Genomic DNA, 17,364 nt, shown 5'->3' on the forward strand with positions numbered 1-17,364 from the left:
CACCCCACAGACAGGACCTCACATGGCGCTCGCCACCGGCATCGGCTCGATGCCCGGCACGGACTTCGCGGAGTCGCTGCGCCTCGTGCTCGACACCGTCGGGGACCTCCCGTACGTCCCCGAGCTCCCGGCGCGTGGCGTGCACGCCGGGATGATCGGCCGGACCCTGGCGGTCCTGGACGGGCTCCACGCCGACCTGCAGCCGGACGGCTGGCGGATCGGAGTGGGGGAGGGCGCCGACCTGCGCCGGGCCCGGTCGCTCCTGGCCCAGGACCTGGACGTCGCCGAGGAGCTCGCCGGCACCCGGCAGGGCCCGCTCAAGCTCCAGGTCACCGGCCCGATGACGCTGGCCGCGACGGTCGAACGGCCCCGCGGTGACAAGATGCTCGCCGACCACGGCGCCCGCCGGGAGATCAGCGAGTCCCTCGCGCAGGGGCTGCGGACCCACGTCGCGGACGCCCGTCGCCGGTTCCCGGGCGCCGACCTCGTGGTGCAGGTCGACGAACCGGCGATCACGGCGGTCCTCACCGGCGGGATCCCCACGGCGAGCGGGTTCTCCCGTCACCGCAGCGTCCACCCGCCGGAGGCCGACGCGCTGCTGCGCACCGTCGTCGAGGCGATCACCGACTCCGGTGCCCGCGCCGCAGTCCACTCCTGCGCGCCGGACGTGCCCGTCGAGCTGCTGGCCGGGGCCGGGTTCAGCGCGATCTCGTTCGACCTCGGGCAGGTCCGCCCCGCCGACGTGTGGGCGGAGTCGTTCGAGCGGGGCGTCGACCTGTGGTTCGGTGTCGTCCCGTCGACCGACACGACGGGCGTCACCGGCAAGGCCCTGGCCGAGCGAGTCGCGACGTTCTTCGGCCACTTCGGCTTCGACCAGGAGACGTACGCGCCCCGGCTCGTCGTGACCCCCACGTGCGGCCTGGCCGGGGCGTCACCGGACTGGGTGCGCGCCGCGCTCGGCGGGGCGTACGAGGTCGCGGAGCGCCTGTCGGGCCACTGAGGTCGTGACGCGTCCGGCCGAGCAGGAAACCGTCGCGGGTCGAGGATAAAGTCGAGGCATGGCGAGCGACGACGACCTCCGGCAGCAGCACAAGCAGCTGTCGGAGACGATCCAGGAGCACCGAGAGCGCTACTACGTCGACGACTCGCCGACAGTGTCGGACGCCGAGTACGACCAGCTGATGCGCGAGCTCGAGGGGCTGGAGGACCGGCTTCCCGAGCTTCGCACCCCGGACTCGCCGACCCAGACCGTCGGTGGGTGGGCCTCGTCCTCGTTCGAGGCCTACGAGCACCGCGAACGCCTGCTGAGTCTCGACAACGCCTTCTCGGTCGAGGAGCTCGAGGCGTGGCACGCCCGCATCGTCAAGGAGGGTGTGTCGGACGCCGAGTTCCTGTGCGAGCTCAAGGTCGACGGGCTCGCGATCTCGCTGACCTACGAGAACGGTCGGCTGACCCGGGGCGTCACGCGAGGTGACGGCCGGGTCGGCGAGGACGTGACCAACAACGTCCGCACGATCAAGGTCATCCCGCACGAGCTGACCCCCTCGGACGACTACCCGGTCCCGGCCTATGTCGAGGTCCGCGGCGAGGTGTTCTTCCCGACGCAGGAGTTCGAGGACTTCAACCGGGCCTGGGCCGAGTCCGGGAAGACCCCGTTCTCCAACCCCCGCAACGCCGCGGCGGGCACGCTGCGGATGAAGGACGCCTCGGTCACCGCGGGGCGTCCGCTGTCGATGGTGTGCCACGGGCTGGGCTACCGGGAGGGATTCACGCCGACCCGGCAGAGCGAGGCCTACACCGCGCTCAAGGCCTGGGGGCTGCCGACCAGCGACCGGGCCAAGGTCGTCAAGGACCTGGCGGCGGTCGAGGAGTTCATCGAGCACTACGGCGAGCACCGGCACGACGTCGTCCACGAGATCGACGGCGTCGTGGTCAAGGTCGACCAGGTCGATCGGCAGCGACGCCTCGGCTCGACCTCGCGGGCACCCCGCTGGGCGATCGCGTGGAAGTACCCGCCCGAGGAGGTCAACACCCGACTCCTCGACATCACGGTCAACGTCGGGCGCACGGGTCGGGTGACCCCGTTCGGCGTCATGGAGCCGATCCGGGTCGCCGGCTCGACGGTGCAGATGGCGACGCTGCACAACCAGCACGAGGTCAAGCGCAAGGGTGTCCTGATCGGCGACATGGTCGTGCTCCGCAAGGCCGGCGACGTGATCCCCGAGATCGTCGGCCCGGTCGTGGCGCTGCGCGACGGCACCGAGCGTGAGTTCGTCATGCCGACCCACTGCCCGTCCTGCGGCACCGAGCTCGCGCCGGCGCGCGAGGGTGACAAGGACATCCGCTGCCCCAACACCCGGTCCTGCCCGTCCCAGCTGCGGGAGCGCCTGACGCACGTCGGCAGCCGCGGGGCGTTCGACATCGAGGTGTTCGGCTGGGAGGGCGCGACGGCGCTGCTCGACGCCGACGTCCTGGTCGACGAGGGCGGCCTGTTCGCGCTGACCGAGGAGCAGCTGCTGAGGGTCCCGCTCTACACCCGTGCGGCCAAGAAGAAGGAGATCGAGGCCGGTGCCGCGGAGCGGGTGCTCAGCGCCAACGGCATCGCACTGCTCAGGAACCTCGAGATCGCCAAGACGCAGCCGTTGTGGCGGGTGCTCGTGGCGCTGTCGATCCGGCACGTCGGCCCCACGGCCGCGAGGGCGCTCGCGACGCACTTCGTGACGATGGACGCGATCCAGGAGGCGTCGCTCGAGACCCTGTCGGCGGTCGACGGCGTCGGACCGACGATCGCCGAGGCGGTCATCGACTGGTTCGCGGTCGACTGGCACGAGGGGATCGTCCGGCAGTGGCGCGACGCCGGGGTCGTGATGCGCGACGAGCGCGACGAGTCGATCGTTCGTACGCTCGAGGGCCTGACGATCGTCGTGACGGGCTCGCTGGAGCGCTTCACCCGCGACTCGGTCAAGGAGGCGATCATCGCCCGCGGGGGCAAGGCCTCCGGCTCGGTGTCCAAGAAGACCGACTACGTCGTGGTGGGGGACAACGCCGGGTCCAAGGCCGACAAGGCCGAGGAGCTCGGCCGACCGATCCTCGACGAGGAGGGCTTCGAGAAGCTCCTGGCCGAAGGTCCACCTGCGGTCGAGGCCTGACCGTCATACTGGACCCATGCTGCAGATCCGCCCGAGCTGCGAGTGCTGCGACCGCGACCTCGCCCCGGACTCGACCGACGTCCTGATCTGCACCTACGAGTGCACGTGGTGTCGCGAGTGCGCCGAGACGGTCCTGCACGGTGTGTGCCCCAACTGCGGCGGTGAGCTCGTGCGCCGTCCCATCCCCTCGGCCCGGCGGCTGGCCCAGGACCCGCCGTCGACCGAGCGCGTGTTCAACCCCGACTGCCGGCCGGTGCGCGCGTGAACGACGCCGATCTCGTGCGGGCCGTGCAGGCGATCTTCGACGCCGACGATCCCGCCGACGGCATCGACCGCAGCGACGGCCTCGGCGAGGACCACCGCATCGAGTCCCTGCGCGTCGTGGCGGGTGAGGACGGCTTCGACGATCTCGAGGTCACGGTCGCCGTCGACGGACGACGCGTCGTCTCGCGGCTCCTGTTCGACCGGGCCTGGCGGGCCGAGAGCGGCCTCGACGACCCGCCGGCGTACGCCGCCTTCGTCGTCGCGAGGTGGCGCTCGGCCCGGATCGACGGAGCCCGGTCGACCGGCGCGCCGGCACCGGATCCCGTGACGTACGCCGAGCTCGAGCACGCCCTGCGCCGACGTCACGCCGGGGCCACGCGCACCCGGTTCGGCGTGCTCGAGGGGGTCGGCGAGGACGGCGAGCCGTTCTTCGTCCACGTGACGCCGCGGGAGTGGCGCCAGTTCGCCGCGGACCGCCCCGACCCGGTCGGGGACCTCGAGGAGAGGATCGACGCCCGCTGGGACGACGAGGCGCACATCGTGTTCTTCCGCGGCGACTTCCACCGCTCGATCCGGGCCGAGCTGCCGCCGGTCCGCAGCATGCTGCTGCGCGAGGACGCGAGCGGCTAGTGCCTCCTCGCTCACCGCTCCCGCCGCGCCACGGGCTCGGCGCGGCCTGGTTGCGCACGCCCGACCGCGACGAACCGTGGCCCGAGCCGTGGCCCACGATGGGGGCGTGGCTCCGGCACCGGCTGCCCGAGCGGGTCGACGTCACGCAGATGCTGTCCGCCGAGCGGTTCGTGTACGACACGGGGCTCCCGGTCGCGGAGGGGCACGCCTACGAACCGCACACGTTCGTGTGGTTCCACCGGGACCTGCCCGACGAGGCGCAGGTCCCCGGCCGGATCCACGTCGTGCACCGCGACGAGCGGCTCGTCGTGGTCGACAAGCCGGCGTTCCTGTCATCGATCCCGCGGGGTCGGCACGTCCGGCAGAGCGTCGTGGTCCGGCTCCGGGACGAGCTGGGGCTGCCCGAGCTGTCGCCCCTGCACCGGCTGGACCGGGTCACGTCGGGGCTGCTGATGCTCGCCACCGAGCGGCGCTGGCGGGGCGCCTACCAGTCGATGTTCCAGGACGGCACGGTCCGCAAGACGTACTGGGCGCTGGCGCCGCTGCGCGCCGACCTCGAGCTGCCTGTCGTGATCCGCAACCACGTGACGAAGCGTCGTGGCGTGTGGCAGGCGGAGGTCGTGCCGGGTGCACCGGTCAACGCCGAGACCGAGGTCGTGCTGGAGCGGACCGTCGGTGACCGTGGCGTCTACCGGCTGACCCCGTCGACCGGCCGCACCCACCAGCTGCGGATCCACCTGGCCGGGCTGGGCATCCCGATCGTCGGCGACCCGCTCTACCCGACCGTGCTCGACATCGCGGTCGACGACTTCGCGGTCCCGCTGCAGCTGCTCGCGGGGGAGCTGTCGTTCACGGACCCCGTCGACGGGACGCAGCGCGCGTTCCGCAGCGTCCGGTCCCTGCCGCTGACCGCGGACTGAGGAGCCGGACCTAGCGCTCGTCGCGCAGGAGGGCGCCGAACACCGTGATCGCGACGACCGCGAAGCCGATGCCCCACCACACGAGCCCGCCCGCGGCGGCGTACAGCGCGACGGTGAGGAACAGCATGACCTGGACGACGTACCGAGTGGGGTTGTCGAGACGCCGCACCGAGGTCGGTGCCATCCACTGCGCCCAGATGCCGACCGCGACCATCGCGAGGAAGACCCCGACGGCCCAACCCTGCCACCCGTCGGCGAAGCCGTGGCCGGCCAGGACCAGCAGCACGACCATCGCCAGCTCGATGAGGAAGGCGATGGCGTCGAGCGGACCAAGGTCCACAGGCTTCTCGGGAGGCACCCCCACAACCTAGTGGCTGCTATTTTTCGGCCATGACCGAGTCGCCGCGGCCCCGCCCCGTGATCCTGCTCGTCGCGGGCGGGTGGAGCCATGACGTCCTCGCCGACGAGTTCACCAGCCGGTACTCCCGGGACTACGACGTGCGCGTCGTGACGGACGTCCTGACGGTCACCGACGTCGCGGCACAGATCATCGCCGGCGGCCAGCCGATCGCGCTGATCGGGGTCGACTTCGGCCTGGAGATCAACGCGATCGACGTGCTCGACGTGCTGCGCAACGTGGCACCCAGCAGCCGGCGGATCGTGCTGGTCAGGATGGGGGCGTTCCAGCGTGCCCTCGACGAGCTCCGGCTTGCACTGGCGGTGGGTCGTCTCGACACGTACCTGCTGATCCCGCAGGGCCCGCGCGACGAGGAGTTCCACACCGCGATCGCGGAGTACCTCTCGGAGTGGGCCACGTCGACCTCGACGCCGGAAGTCGCAGGCGTGCGGATCGTGGACGACGGCAACCAGCTCGAGGTCGCCGGCATCCGGGACTTCCTCGACCGCATGGGTGCGCCGTGGACCCGCTACCACCCCGACAGCCCGGTCGGCCGGGAGATCCTCGCGGAGGTGGGGGAGGACGCGCCGCTGCCGATCGTGTCCGCCTTCAGCCGTCCGCCGCTCGCCGGCGCGACTGATCGGCTCGTCGCGTCGACGTTCTACGGCTCGCCGGCAGACCTCGGCGAGGACTACGTCGCCGATCTGCTGATCGTCGGCGCCGGCCCGGCCGGCCTCGCCGCCGCGGTCTACGGGGCCTCCGAGGGGCTGCGAACCGTGATCCTGGAGTCCGAGGCTGTCGGCGGCCAGGCCGGCACCAGCTCGATGATCCGCAACTACCTGGGCTTCCCCCGCGGGGTATCGGGGATGCGCCTGGCGTTCCGCGCCCGCCTGCAGGCCACGCGGTTCGGGGCGCGCATCTTCACCGGGCGCTCGGTCGAGGGCCTGCGCGTGGGTGACCTGCACGAGATCGCGTACGACGGGGGTGTCATCCGGGCCCGGTCGGTGCTCGTCGCGTGCGGTGTGGACTATCGGCGTTTGGGCGTCCCGGCGCTGGAGGAGCTGGTCGGGCGCGGCGTGCACTACGGCGCGGCGTCCAGCGTGGCCCGCGAGATGGAGGGCCGGGACGTCTTCATCGTCGGCGGCGGCAACTCGGCGGGCCAGGCCGCGGTGCACCTCGCGAGGTTCGCCCGGGCGGTCACGATCATCGTGCGGCGGGCAAGCCTCGAGGAGACGATGTCGGCCTACCTCGTCGAGGAGATCCGTACCCACCGCGCGATCCACGTGCGGACCGGCTCGCGGATCGTCGACGGCGGCGGCGACGCCCGGCTGCAGTGGATCGACCTGGAGTCGGCGGGGTCGGTCGAGCGGCTGGACGCCGACGGGCTGTTCCTCCTGCTCGGCGCCGAGCCGGGCTGCGACTGGCTGCCCGCGGAGGTCAGCCGGGACGAGCGGGGCTTCGTGCTGACGGGGCGCGACATTCCCAGGGCCGCCTGGCGCGACGGCCTGCCACCGGCCCCGCTGGAGACCGCCGTGCCGGGGATCTTCGCCGCGGGCGACGTCCGGGCGGGGTCGATGAAGCGCGTCGCCTCGGCGAGCGGCGAGGGCGCCGGCGCGGTGTCCCAGGTCCACGCCCACCTCGCCCCGGCACCCCGCTGAGGGTGGTGTTCGCCGGGAAGCCGTGACTAACCTGCTCCCAGCGCTCGACGGCTCCACGCTGTCACCGAGGATGAGGGATTGGGTCGTTGGCGCTGCCGCCAACCTTCATCGTCGGTCGCCTCGCCGCCGAAGGGTGAGGACCTGAGGTAGCGGAAGCAACCGCGAACGCTCATCTCCGGGACTGGCGACCAGTGCGGGGCCTGACGTTCTGACGAACACGCCGTCGGCATGTCTGCGAGAACGTCAGGCCCAGCGCCGAGCTAGACCCCGATGCGCTTCGCGATGCTCGCGGCGAGCTCGGCGGGGCGCTCGTCGGGGATCCAGTGGCTGGCGCCCTCGTAGACCTCGAGCTCGTACGGACCGGTCACGAACTGGGGCGTCAGCTCGGCCCCGCGACGGACCAGCGCCGCGTCGCGGTCGCTCCAGACGTACGTCGTCGGGACCGACACCTTGCGGCTGAACGCCCCGGGCGACAGGAACATCGATCGGTAGTAGCCCAGCCCGCCCTTGAGCGCGCCGTCGGCGATGATCTCCTCGCGGAACGTGCCGATCATCGACCGGGTCATGCCGGCCCCGCGCAGGAGCCTCTCGCCGGCGCCGTTGCGGCGGCTCAGCAGGTGCTCGGGCACGAACGGCAGCTGGAACAGCAGCATGTAGTACGACTTCAGGGCCTGCGAGCTGCTCAGCATCGACCGCACGAACGCCCCGGGGTGCGCGACCGACACCGCGGTCAGCGAGCTGATCCGGTCGGGGTGGCCGGCCGCGACGGACCACGCGACCGCCGCGCCCCAGTCGTGGCCGACGAGGTGGACCGGGCCCGGCCCGATCCGGTCGATCAGCGCGAGGACGTCCGAGACGAGGCCCTCGACCCTGTAGGCGAACCGGGAGGACGGCCGGGCGCCGGGGGAGTAGCCGCGCTGGTCCAGGGCGTACGTCCGCAGGCCCTGCTCGTTCAGGCGCTCCGTCACGCCGCTCCACGACGTGGCCCGCTGGGGAAACCCGTGGAGCAGCACGACGGGTGTCCCGTCGAGGGGGCCGGTGTCGATCACGTCGAATGTGTAGGGGCCCTTGGTGAACTGGGAGATCCGCGTCGTCATGTCCGACATCCTGACAGAGAACGTGGTTATCCGGCAGGCGTGATGCCCGGTCGGGCGGCCGGTCGCCGGTCACTAGGATGGATCAGCAGCCCCCGCACCCCACCCGCAAGGAATCGCATGTCTGAGCCCGACAAGGGTATTTCGCGAGACGACGTCGTCCATCTGGCCGGCCTCGCCCGCATCGACCTCAGCGAGGCCGAGCTCGAGCACCTCGCCTCCGAGCTTCCGGCGATCCTGGACTACGTCGCCAGCGTCCAGGAGGCGGCCGGCGACGACGTACCGGCGATGAGCCACCCCGTCCCGGTCGACAATGTCTTCCGTGAGGACGTCGTCCGCCCGAGCCTGAGCCCCGAGGCCGCCCTCGCCGGCGCCCCCGCGTCCGATCAGCAGCGGTTCCTCGTCCCGAAGATCCTGGGGGAGTCATGACAGACCTCACTCGGTTGACCGCCGACCAGGTCGCGCGCGGGCTCTCCGCCGGCGAGTTCACCTCCGTCGAGGTGACGCAGGCCAGCCTGGACCGCATCGCCGCGGTCGACGGTGACCTCCACGCCTTCCTGCACGTCGACGCCGACGGCGCCCTCGCGACCGCCCGTGGCATCGACGACCGCCGCGGCAAGGGCGAGCAGCTGTCCTATCTCGCCGGTGTGCCGATCGCGGTCAAGGACGTCCTCGTGACCCAGGGCATGCCCACGACGTGTGGCTCCAAGATCCTCGAGGGCTGGATCCCGCCCTACGACGCGACCGTGACGGCCAAGATCAGGGCCGCCGGACTGCCGATCCTCGGCAAGACCAACATGGACGAGTTCGCGATGGGCTCGTCGACCGAGCACTCCGCGTACGGTCCGACCCGCAACCCCTGGGACCGCACCCGCATCCCCGGCGGCTCGGGCGGCGGTTCCGCCGCGGCCGTGGCGGCATTCGAGGCGCCCCTCGCGGTCGGCACCGACACCGGCGGCTCGATCCGCCAGCCCGGCGCGCTGACCGGCACGGTCGGCGTCAAGCCGACCTACGGCGGCATCAGCCGCTACGGCCTCGTCGCGATGGCGAGCAGCCTGGACCAGGCCGGTCCCGTCACCCGCACGGTCCTGGACGCGGCGCTGCTGCACGAGCTGATCGCCGGCCACGACCCGATGGATTCCACCAGCATCCCCGAGCCGGTCCCGGCCGTCGTCGCGGCCGCGCGCCGCGCCGACGTCAAGGGCCTCAGGATCGGCATCGTCACGGAGCTGGGCGGCGAGGGCTTCCAGCCCGGCGTCCGCGCCCGCTTCGACGAGGCCGTCGAGCTGCTGGCGTCCGCCGGCGCCGAGGTCGTCGAGGTCTCGATCCCGAGCCTCAACTACGCCCTGGGCGCCTACTACCTCGTGATGCCGAGCGAGGCGAGCAGCAACCTCGCCAAGTTCGACGCGATGCGCTACGGCGTCCGCGTCCCCCCGGCCGGGGTCGACGACCCCAGCGCCGAGCAGGTCATGTCGTCGAGCCGCGACGCCGGCTTCGGCGACGAGGTCAAGCGCCGCATCATCCTGGGGACGTACGCCCTGTCGAGCGGTTACTACGACGCCTACTACGGCTCGGCGCAGAAGGTCCGCACGATCCTCGCCCGCGACTTCACGGCGGCCTTCGCCGACGTCGACGTGCTGGTCTCGCCGACGTCGCCCACCACGGCGTACCCGCTGGGCGAGAAGCTCGACGACCCGCTCGCGATGTACCTCGGTGACGTCGCCACGATCCCGGCCAACCTGGTCGGCATCCCCGGTCTGTCGCTCCCGGTCGGCCTCGCCGACGAGGACGACCTGCCGGTGGGGCTGCAGTTCCTCGCCCCGCAGAAGGCCGACGACCGCCTCTACAACGCCGCCGCCGCGCTCGAGCGACTGCTCGAGGACACGTGGGGCGGCACCCTGCTCGCGAAGGCACCCCAGCTGGAGGACGTGCGATGACTGAGACCCTGGTGCCCGTGGACGAGGCACTGACCCGCTACCAGCCCGTCCTGGGTCTCGAGATCCACATCGAGCTCAACACCGCGACCAAGATGTTCTGCGGCTGCCCCACCGAGTTCGGTGCCGAGCCCAACACGCAGGTCTGCCCCGTGTGCCTGGCGCTGCCCGGCGCCCTGCCGGTCGTCAACGAGAAGGCCGTCGAGTCCGCGATCCGCATGGGCCTGGCGCTCAACTGCGAGATCGCCGAGTGGTGCCGGTTCGCGCGCAAGAACTACTTCTACCCGGACATGCCGAAGAACTTCCAGACCTCGCAGTACGACGAGCCCATCGCGTTCGACGGCTACGTCGACGTCGACGTCGACGGTGAGACGTACCGGATCGAGATCGAGCGCGCGCACATGGAGGAGGACACCGGCAAGGCGCTGCACGTCGGCGGCTCCAGCGGCCGCATCCACGGCGCCGACTTCTCGCTGGTCGACTACAACCGTGCGGGCATCCCGCTGATCGAGATCGTGACCCGCACGATCGAGGTGCCGGGCGACAAGGCCGCCGCCGTCGCCCGTGCCTACGTCTCGTACGTCCGCGACCTGATCGGCGGGCTCGGCGTGTCCGACGTCCGCATGGACCAGGGCTCGCTGCGCGCCGACGTCAACCTGTCGCTCAAGCCCAAGGGCTCCGACGTCCTCGGCACCCGCTCGGAGACCAAGAACGTCAACTCGTTCCGCTCCGTCGAGCGGGCCGTACGCTACGAGATCTCGCGTCACGCCGGCATCCTCGACGCCGGCGGCAAGGTCGTGCAGGAGACACGGCACTTCCAGGAGGACACGGGCACGACCCTGCCCGGACGCGAGAAGTCCGACGCCGACGACTACCGCTACTTCCCCGAGCCCGACCTGGCGCCGGTCTCGCCGTCGCGCGAGTGGGTCGAGGAGCTCCGGGCGACGCTGCCCGAGCCGCCGGCCGTGCGCCGCGCGCGCCTGCAGGCCGACTGGGGCTTCTCCGACCTCGACATGCGCGACACGATCGGTGCCGGCGCGCTGGACCTGATCGTCGCGACGGTCGAGGCCGGCACGACGCCGCAGGCCGCCAAGAAGTGGTGGCTGGGGGAGATGGCGCGGCGCGCCAACGAGACCGGCCACGACCTCGACGCGCTCGGGATCACGCCGGCCCAGGTCGCTGAGATCCAGGCCCTGATCGACTCCAAGCGGATCAACGACAAGCTCGCCCGGTCGGTCTTCGACGGCGTCATCGCCGGCGAGGGCACGCCGGAGGAGGTCATCGTCGGCCGGAAGCTCGAGGTCGTGTCGGACGACGGTGCGCTGGGCGACGCCGTCGACCGGGCCATCGCGGGAGACCCCGACGCGGCGCGGAAGGTGCGCGACGGCAACCTCGGTGTGGCTGGCGCGCTGATCGGGGCGGTCATGAAGGAGATGCGCGGACAGGCCGACGCCGGGCGTGTCCGCGAGCTGATCCTCGAGAAGCTGTCCTGACGGCACGGGCCTGGACCGGCACCTCCATCTGCGTGAAGTTCGCCGCTTCGTGCCGCTTGCGGTCATACTAGGGCCGGGAGAGCAGGACGAAGGTCCTGCCGTGAGGGAGTACGAAGTCATGAACAACTCTGTTGTGCTCACGCGCCGCCGCGTGGCAGCACTGGCCACCGTCGCGACGGTGGTCCTGGGCAGCGCGCTCGCGACCGGCCAGACCGCGCAGGCCGACGTCGCCGCGTCGAGCGGTCGGACGGCCGCGGTCGCCGCGCCGTCATCGGCAGTGACCGTTGCCAGCTACAACGTCCGCAAGATCTACTCGACAGCCGACTGGGGCAACCGTCGTGTGGCCGTCGCCGACAACATCAAGAGCGCAGCGCCCGACGTCATCGGCCTGTCCGAGGCCACCCCCAAGACCTGGGCAGGCAACGGCCGCAGGCAGTGGGCCGATCTGCTCGCCCTGATGGGCAAGCCGTACGCCCTCGCCACCAAGGGATCGGACTCCAGTGGTACCCAGCTCGCGTACAACAGCAGTCGCCTGTCCGTCGCCAGCAGCGGTGTGAAGGTCCTGTACAAGAAGGGCTCGGCCCGCCGCTACGCGGTGTGGGCGGTCTTCAAGGACAGGCTGAGCGGCAAGGCGTTCTTCGCGGTCACGACCCACCTCGAGCCGGGCTCGCAGACCAACAGCGGGTACAACACGGTGCGGATCAAGCAGGCGCGGCAGGTGCGCGACCTGGCGAAGGTCCGCTCCGGGGGCCGTCCCGTGGTGATCCTCGGTGACATGAACTCGAGCCGCGCCGCGAAGCCCTACAACGGCCAGTACAAGGTGTTCACGGGCGCGGGGTACGTCGACCCGCTCGACAATGCCAAGGCCACGTGGGACGTGGGCCGCAACGCGATCGCTGAGAACATCGTCGACGCGCAGTACAACACCGCGAACCACTTCTCTCGCCAGGCGCCGCGCACCAAGCTGCCCATCGGCACGCACATCGACTACCTGTACGTGTCGCCCGGCATCCGGGTCGAGACGTGGCGTCAGGTGGTCTCGGTCGACGCGGACGGCACCTTCGTCGGCACGATCCCCTCGGACCACAACATGATCGAGATGCAGGTGCACCTGTCCTGATGGGCGACGGCCAGGCCTCCCCGGGAAGCCGGCGCCCTTCTGAGGCTGGCCTGACCACGGGGGAGCGGGTCTACCGTCGGGGATAGACCCGGCCAGGAGGCCCGCATGACCGTCATCGATCTCCCCGAAGTCCACACCTGCTCCGTCGAGGGGTGTTCCTACAACAGCGATGCGGCGTGCCACGCCGGCGCCATCACGGTGTCCGGCTCGCAGGCCGCCTGCGGCACGTTCATCGACATCGGCGCACACGGCGGGCTCAGCAAGACGCTCGCCAAGGTGGGCGCCTGCCACCGCACCGACTGCACCCACAACGACAATCTCGAGTGCGCCGCGGCGTCGATCACGGTCGGCCCGGGCGCGGACGCCGCGGACTGCCTGACGTACCAGCCCGCCTGACGGTCAGCCGACGCGCACGAGCAGCTGCTTGAGCTCGTCCAGGACGACGTCGGGGTGCTCGACCGTGACGAAGTGGGTCGCGTTGAGCTCGCGGTAGCGCGAGCCCTTGACCCGCCGGGCGGCCGTCAGCATGTCGCGGGCGCCGGTGAAGATGTCCCACTTCCCGGCGACGAACGTCACCGGGATGTCGATCTCGCTGAGCGAGACCCGCGCGTGCTTGGAGACGCTGAGCGCCAGCTTGGCGTACCAGGCGGGGTGGGTCGTGAAGAACTCCTGCAGCAGCACGCGCAGCTCCGCGGTGTCGGCAGATGGGCTGATCAGCCGGGTGCGGCGGATCGCGTTGGTCGTGGCGTTGGTCCACGGCAGCTTGCGGGTCAGGGGCGCGAACGCATGGCCGGTCACGGTGGCCGACCGGACGAAGCCCACCATCAGGGCGCGCGACAGGACCGGCGGTAGGCGCAGGGGAGCCAGCATCGTGGAGAACGTGTTGCCCGGGACGCCGGCCACGGCCAGGATTCCGGTGACACGCTCGGGGTGGCGGGTCGCCAGCTCGAATGCGATCGTGACCCCGGTCGACCAGCCCGCCACGACGCAGGACTCGATGCCGGCGTCGTCCATCACGGCGGTCGCGTCCTCGACGAAAGAGTCAAGGTCGACCCGGCCGTCGCTGGGCCGCTCCGAGCCGCCCGTCCCGCGATGGTTCCAACCCACGACGCGCACGCCGCTCTCGGCGCGCAGCAGGGACGGCCAGGCGTGCGGATTGGTGCCCAGGCCGTTCGAGACCAGGACCGTGGGGCCATCGCCGTCGTTGGTCCACGCCCGGATGCTCGTGCCGTCGGCGCTCGTGACGTCGTAGTAGCGGATCAGCGGCGTGGAGGGGGGAGTCACGCGCTGAATTGTCCATGGCGGCGTGGATCGCTGCAATCCCGGTCGCCGCCCGCCTCAGCCGACCCGGGCCAGGACCGCCTCGACGAACCGCTCGGCGCCGCCGTCGGACTGCGGCAGGAACACGCTCGGTTCGGCCAGCTCGAGCTCGATGAGCTGCGGTGACCCGTCGGGCGCCGTCACCAGGTCGATGCGGGCATAGAGCGGGGGCTCGTCGAGGCCCAGGATCTCGCAGGTCATGTCGATGACGGACGCGGACAGGGCGAGCTGCGCGTCGCTCGGCGTGCGCGGCGTGATCGACTCGCGGCTGTCGCGGTCCTGCACGACGCCCTCGCCGGGGGCGAGCAGCGCGCCCTTGCGGATCGCGTGGGAGAAGATCCCGTCGAAGAGCAGCATCGCGGTCTCGCCCTCGTCGTCGACCGACGAGACGTACGGCTGGGTCATCGAGGTGCGGCCCGCGCCGATGAGCTCCGCGCTGTGCGCCCACACCTCGTCGCGGGTGCCCCAGCGGGCGGTGTCCCGAGAGCCGGCGGAGATCGTCGGCTTGACGACCCACTCCGCGTGATCGCCGATGTCCTCGCCGGGGCCGACGTCCCAGCGGGTCTCGATGATCGGCACGCCGGCGTCCTGCAGCTGCTCGAGATAGACCTTGTCGGTGCTCCACGCCAGCACCTCCGCGGAGTTGTGCAGCCGGGGGACCGCCTCGGCCCAGGCGAGGAACTCCTCGCGCCGCGCGACGTAGTCCCAGCACGACCGCACGACCACTGCGTCGTACGCTGCCCAGTCCACGCCCGCGTCGTCCCAGACGACGATCTCGGCGTCGGTGCCCGCGGCGCGCGACGCCTCGAGCAGCAGCGGGAGGTCGGGGTCGATGGTGCGGTAGTCCTGACTGGTCACGAAGGCAAGGCTCATGAACCCAGTCTAAGCATGAAGCACGGCGCTTCATTATTGTGTTTTGAAGCAAATCCCTTCACTATGGAGAAATGAACCCAGACGCTTCATCTCGATTCGCGGTCATCGGGGACCTCGTGGGCTCGCGGGAGCACGCGTCGCGGGCGGAGGCGCAGCAGCACCTCCTGACCGCGCTGGCCGTCGTCAACGACCTGGTGCCCTCGCTCCAGCCACTGGAACCGACGATCGGCGACGAGCTGCAGGGTGTCTACGCGGACCTCCACCAGGCGCTGACCGCCACGGTGCTGGTCCGGCTCGCGCTGCCCGAGCCGATGGACTGCAGGTTCGGCATCGGGGTCGGAGCGGTCGAGATCGTCGGTACGTCCAACTATGGTCTGACCCAGGACGGCCAGGCATGGTGGTCGGCGCGGGAGGCCATCGACACGGCGAAGGCCAAGGGCCGGCAGGCTCCGGGCCTGCGGACCTGGCTGGTGCGTCAGCCATCGGGAGAGGGGGACATCGTGAACGCCTATCTGCTCGTGCGCGACCAGCTCGTCAGCGACTTCGACGGTCGCCAGCGCCGGATCGCGCTCGCCGAGCTCCACGGCAAGTCGCTGTCGCAGATCGCGGAGGAGGAGGGCATCTCGACCTCCGCGGTGTCCCAGCGCCATCGCGGCGGCATCAGCGTGCTGCTCGAGTCGATCGGCGAGGTGCCCCGATGAGCGCCCTCGCGGTCCTGCTCGCCGCCGTGGGCGCCGCCGATCTGGTCCGCCGCTGGAAGATCCCCGTCGGCGTGCTCGTCGTCGTCGCGGGCCTGCTGCTGCTCGGTGCCGGCTGGCACACCCTGTGGTTGGCGGTCGTGCTGGGCATCGTGGTCGTCGCCTGGGTCGTCTCGGCGGCGGGCGACTTGTCCGTCGGCACGGGGCTGCTCGCGGCTGTCGCCGTGGTGCTGGTGGTCGTCTCGGGCGACCTGACGTTCGACGACGCGCCGATCCAGGGGTGGTACGACGACCTCGCCGTCCCGCGGCTGGACACCGTGCCGCTCGACCGGGCGGCCCTGGGTCTGGGGGTCGTGCTCTTCCTGACGACCGCGGCCAACGTCGTGGTCCGTCGCGCGCTCTCGGCGATGGGGCCGCGGGTCCTGGCCCAGGAGAACGACCTCAGGGGAGGGCGGGTGCTCGGCCCGCTCGAGCGATGGTTCGTGTTCGCCTGCGCCGTGACCGGCAACCTCGCGGCGATCGCCGTGGTCGTGGCGGCCAAGGGCATCCTGCGGTTTCCCGAGATCTCCCGCGACCAGCCGGACGGTCTGCGGGCCGAGTACGTCCTGGTGGGCAGCTTCGTCAGCTGGGGACTCGCGCTGGTGCTCGTCCCGCTGTTCTGAGGACCTCCGCGAACGAGCGCGACACGCCGCGCCGTAATCTTGGGGGCATGCCTCCCGAGAACGAGATCGACATCAAGCCGCGCAGCCGCACCGTCACCGATGGCCTCGAGGCCACCGCGTCGCGAGGAATGCTCCGCGCCGTGGGCATGGGTGACGACGACTGGGAGAAGCCGCAGATCGGCGTGGCCTCCAGCTGGAACGAGATCACCCCCTGCAACCTGTCGCTCGACCGCCTCGCGAAGCGGGCCAAGGAGGGCGTGCACGCCGGTGGGGGATACCCGCTCGAGTTCGGCACGATCTCGGTGTCCGACGGCATCTCGATGGGGCACGAGGGCATGCACTTCTCGCTCGTCAGCCGCGAGGTCATCGCCGACTCGGTCGAGACCGTCATGATGGCCGAGCGCCTCGACGGATCCGTCCTGCTCGCCGGTTGCGACAAGAGCCTGCCCGGCATGCTGATGGCCGCGGCCCGCCTCGACCTGGCCAGCGTGTTCGTCTACGCCGGGTCGATCATGCCCGGCAACGTCGACGGCAAGGACGTCACGATCATCGACGCCTTCGAGGCCGTCGGCGCGTGCCTCAAGGGCCTCATCTCCCGCGAGCAGGTCGACAAGATCGAGCGCGCGATCTGCCCCGGCGAGGGCGCGTGCGGCGGCATGTACACCGCCAACACGATGGCATCGGCCGCCGAGGCGCTCGGCATGAGCCTGCCCGGCTCGTCGGCACCGCCGGCCATCGACAGCCGCCGTGACGAGTTCGCGATCGCGTCCGGCGAGGCCGTCGTCGAGCTGCTCCGCAAGGGGATCACGGCACGCGACATCATGACCAAGCCCGCGTTCGAGAACGCGATCGCGCTCGTCATGGCGCTCGGCGGCTCGACCAACGCGGTGCTGCACCTGCTGGCGATCGCCCGCGAGGCCGAGGTCGATCTGAGCCTTGCGGACTTCAGCCGCATCGGCGACAAGGTCCCGCACCTCGGCGACCTGAAGCCCTTCGGCCGCTACGTCATGAACGACGTCGACAAGGTCGGCGGCATCCCGGTCATCATGAAGGCGCTGCTCGACGCCGGCCTGATGAACGGCGACTGCCTCACCGTCACCGGCAAGACCATGGCCGAGAACCTCGCGCACATCGAGCCCAAGGTCGACGGCG

At 71.1% G+C, this 17,364-nt stretch carries 18 protein-coding genes; 14 read left to right on the forward strand and 4 right to left on the reverse strand.

Going from position 1 to position 17,364, the window contains the following annotated elements; all coding sequences use genetic code 11:
- Positions 1–22 precede the first annotated feature (22 nt).
- The 5 genes from JWQ91_RS06790 to JWQ91_RS06810 all read left to right on the forward strand — a co-directional run bounded on the left by JWQ91_RS06790 (position 23) and on the right by JWQ91_RS06810 (position 4,963).
- The gene (locus JWQ91_RS06790) at positions 23–1,000 is read left to right on the forward strand and encodes a methionine synthase (RefSeq protein ID WP_297782100.1); all 978 of its coding nucleotides are present in this window, start codon (positions 23–25) and stop codon (positions 998–1,000) included.
- 58 nt (positions 1,001–1,058) lie between these two features.
- Entirely contained in the window at positions 1,059–3,149 is a 2,091-nt protein-coding gene (ligA, locus tag JWQ91_RS06795) for an NAD-dependent DNA ligase LigA (RefSeq protein ID WP_297782101.1), read from the forward strand.
- 16 nt (positions 3,150–3,165) lie between these two features.
- Positions 3,166–3,414 (forward strand): DUF1272 domain-containing protein, encoded by a 249-nt coding sequence (locus JWQ91_RS06800; protein ID WP_297782102.1) that lies wholly within the window; start codon positions 3,166–3,168, stop codon positions 3,412–3,414.
- On the forward strand, positions 3,411–4,043 hold the full coding sequence (locus JWQ91_RS06805) for a hypothetical protein (RefSeq protein ID WP_297782103.1): 633 nt from the start codon (positions 3,411–3,413) through the stop codon (positions 4,041–4,043). The genes JWQ91_RS06800 and JWQ91_RS06805 overlap by 4 nt, the downstream gene beginning before the upstream one ends.
- A 98-nt stretch (positions 4,044–4,141) precedes the next feature.
- Positions 4,142–4,963, forward strand: a complete 822-nt coding sequence (locus JWQ91_RS06810) for a pseudouridine synthase (protein WP_297782119.1) — start codon at positions 4,142–4,144, stop codon at positions 4,961–4,963.
- A 10-nt stretch (positions 4,964–4,973) separates the two neighbouring features.
- Here JWQ91_RS06810 and JWQ91_RS06815 read toward each other — a convergent pair whose 3' ends face one another.
- Positions 4,974–5,321, reverse strand: a complete 348-nt coding sequence (locus JWQ91_RS06815) for a YrdB family protein (RefSeq protein WP_297782104.1) — start codon at positions 5,319–5,321, stop codon at positions 4,974–4,976.
- 32 nt (positions 5,322–5,353) lie between these two features.
- On the opposite strand from JWQ91_RS06815, the gene JWQ91_RS06820 reads away from it, so the two are divergent.
- Positions 5,354–7,018 carry an FAD-dependent oxidoreductase gene (locus JWQ91_RS06820; protein ID WP_297782105.1) on the forward strand — a complete coding sequence of 555 codons (1,665 nt, stop codon included), beginning with the start codon at positions 5,354–5,356 and terminating at the stop codon, positions 7,016–7,018.
- Between the two features lie 260 nt (positions 7,019–7,278).
- Here the strand turns inward: JWQ91_RS06820 and JWQ91_RS06825 are convergent, their stop codons facing one another.
- Positions 7,279–8,115 (reverse strand): alpha/beta fold hydrolase, encoded by an 837-nt coding sequence (locus JWQ91_RS06825; protein WP_297782106.1) that lies wholly within the window; start codon positions 8,113–8,115, stop codon positions 7,279–7,281.
- A gap of 117 nt (positions 8,116–8,232) precedes the next feature.
- On the opposite strand from JWQ91_RS06825, the gene gatC reads away from it, so the two are divergent.
- The 5 genes from gatC to JWQ91_RS06850 all read left to right on the forward strand — a co-directional run bounded on the left by gatC (position 8,233) and on the right by JWQ91_RS06850 (position 13,055).
- Entirely contained in the window at positions 8,233–8,541 is a 309-nt protein-coding gene (gene gatC / locus JWQ91_RS06830) for an Asp-tRNA(Asn)/Glu-tRNA(Gln) amidotransferase subunit GatC (RefSeq protein WP_297782107.1), read from the forward strand.
- Positions 8,538–10,049 carry an Asp-tRNA(Asn)/Glu-tRNA(Gln) amidotransferase subunit GatA gene (gene gatA / locus JWQ91_RS06835; RefSeq protein WP_297782108.1) on the forward strand — a complete coding sequence of 504 codons (1,512 nt, stop codon included), beginning with the start codon at positions 8,538–8,540 and terminating at the stop codon, positions 10,047–10,049. The genes gatC and gatA overlap by 4 nt, the downstream gene beginning before the upstream one ends.
- Positions 10,046–11,539, forward strand: a complete 1,494-nt coding sequence (gatB, locus tag JWQ91_RS06840) for an Asp-tRNA(Asn)/Glu-tRNA(Gln) amidotransferase subunit GatB (RefSeq protein WP_297782109.1) — start codon at positions 10,046–10,048, stop codon at positions 11,537–11,539. The genes gatA and gatB overlap by 4 nt, the downstream gene beginning before the upstream one ends.
- A 118-nt stretch (positions 11,540–11,657) precedes the next feature.
- Positions 11,658–12,659, forward strand: a complete 1,002-nt coding sequence (locus JWQ91_RS06845) for an endonuclease/exonuclease/phosphatase family protein (RefSeq protein ID WP_297782110.1) — start codon at positions 11,658–11,660, stop codon at positions 12,657–12,659.
- Positions 12,660–12,764: 105 nt separating this feature from the next.
- Positions 12,765–13,055: a DUF1540 domain-containing protein gene (locus JWQ91_RS06850; protein WP_297782111.1), complete on the forward strand. Its 291-nt coding sequence runs from the start codon at positions 12,765–12,767 to the stop codon at positions 13,053–13,055.
- Between the two features lie 3 nt (positions 13,056–13,058).
- Here the strand turns inward: JWQ91_RS06850 and JWQ91_RS06855 are convergent, their stop codons facing one another.
- Together JWQ91_RS06855 and JWQ91_RS06860 are read right to left on the reverse strand one after the other, a co-directional pair.
- Positions 13,059–13,943 carry an alpha/beta hydrolase gene (locus JWQ91_RS06855; RefSeq protein WP_297782112.1) on the reverse strand — a complete coding sequence of 295 codons (885 nt, stop codon included), beginning with the start codon at positions 13,941–13,943 and terminating at the stop codon, positions 13,059–13,061.
- A 54-nt stretch (positions 13,944–13,997) separates the two neighbouring features.
- Entirely contained in the window at positions 13,998–14,852 is an 855-nt protein-coding gene (locus JWQ91_RS06860) for a hypothetical protein (RefSeq protein WP_297782113.1), read from the reverse strand.
- Positions 14,853–14,923: 71 nt separating this feature from the next.
- Here JWQ91_RS06860 and JWQ91_RS06865 point away from each other — a divergent pair, with 71 nt between their 5' ends.
- From JWQ91_RS06865 to JWQ91_RS06875, 3 genes are all read left to right on the forward strand, one after another.
- Positions 14,924–15,553: a SatD family protein gene (locus tag JWQ91_RS06865; RefSeq protein ID WP_297782114.1), complete on the forward strand. Its 630-nt coding sequence runs from the start codon at positions 14,924–14,926 to the stop codon at positions 15,551–15,553.
- Positions 15,550–16,212, forward strand: coding sequence for a hypothetical protein (locus JWQ91_RS06870; RefSeq protein WP_297782115.1), 663 nt, complete (start codon positions 15,550–15,552; stop codon positions 16,210–16,212). The genes JWQ91_RS06865 and JWQ91_RS06870 overlap by 4 nt, the downstream gene beginning before the upstream one ends.
- 47 nt (positions 16,213–16,259) lie before the next feature.
- A partial coding sequence (locus JWQ91_RS06875; RefSeq protein ID WP_297782116.1) for a dihydroxy-acid dehydratase occupies positions 16,260–17,364 on the forward strand: 1,105 nt, incomplete at its 3' end.

It is taken from the genome of Aeromicrobium sp. (genome assembly GCF_025965075.1).
Classification (GTDB): Bacteria; Actinomycetota; Actinomycetes; order Propionibacteriales; family Nocardioidaceae; genus Aeromicrobium.

Excerpts from the sequence above, each read along its gene's own strand:
- JWQ91_RS06870 (WP_297782115.1), top strand. The coding sequence starts at position 15,550 with ATGAGCGCCCTCGCGGTCCTGCTCGCCGCCGTGGGCGCCGCCGATCTG.
- JWQ91_RS06820 (WP_297782105.1), top strand. The coding sequence starts at position 5,354 with ATGACCGAGTCGCCGCGGCCCCGCCCCGTGATCCTGCTCGTCGCGGGC.
- JWQ91_RS06865 (WP_297782114.1), top strand. The coding sequence starts at position 14,924 with ATGAACCCAGACGCTTCATCTCGATTCGCGGTCATCGGGGACCTCGTG.
- JWQ91_RS06860 (WP_297782113.1), bottom strand. The coding sequence starts at position 14,852 with ATGAGCCTTGCCTTCGTGACCAGTCAGGACTACCGCACCATCGACCCC.
- gatC (WP_297782107.1), top strand. The coding sequence starts at position 8,233 with ATGTCTGAGCCCGACAAGGGTATTTCGCGAGACGACGTCGTCCATCTG.
- gatA (WP_297782108.1), top strand. The coding sequence starts at position 8,538 with ATGACAGACCTCACTCGGTTGACCGCCGACCAGGTCGCGCGCGGGCTC.
- JWQ91_RS06800 (WP_297782102.1), top strand. The coding sequence starts at position 3,166 with ATGCTGCAGATCCGCCCGAGCTGCGAGTGCTGCGACCGCGACCTCGCC.
- JWQ91_RS06850 (WP_297782111.1), top strand. The coding sequence starts at position 12,765 with ATGACCGTCATCGATCTCCCCGAAGTCCACACCTGCTCCGTCGAGGGG.
- JWQ91_RS06790 (WP_297782100.1), top strand. The coding sequence starts at position 23 with ATGGCGCTCGCCACCGGCATCGGCTCGATGCCCGGCACGGACTTCGCG.
- gatB (WP_297782109.1), top strand. The coding sequence starts at position 10,046 with ATGACTGAGACCCTGGTGCCCGTGGACGAGGCACTGACCCGCTACCAG.
- JWQ91_RS06845 (WP_297782110.1), top strand. The coding sequence starts at position 11,658 with ATGAACAACTCTGTTGTGCTCACGCGCCGCCGCGTGGCAGCACTGGCC.
- JWQ91_RS06810 (WP_297782119.1), top strand. The coding sequence starts at position 4,142 with ATGGGGGCGTGGCTCCGGCACCGGCTGCCCGAGCGGGTCGACGTCACG.
- ligA (WP_297782101.1), top strand. The coding sequence starts at position 1,059 with ATGGCGAGCGACGACGACCTCCGGCAGCAGCACAAGCAGCTGTCGGAG.
- JWQ91_RS06825 (WP_297782106.1), bottom strand. The coding sequence starts at position 8,115 with ATGACGACGCGGATCTCCCAGTTCACCAAGGGCCCCTACACATTCGAC.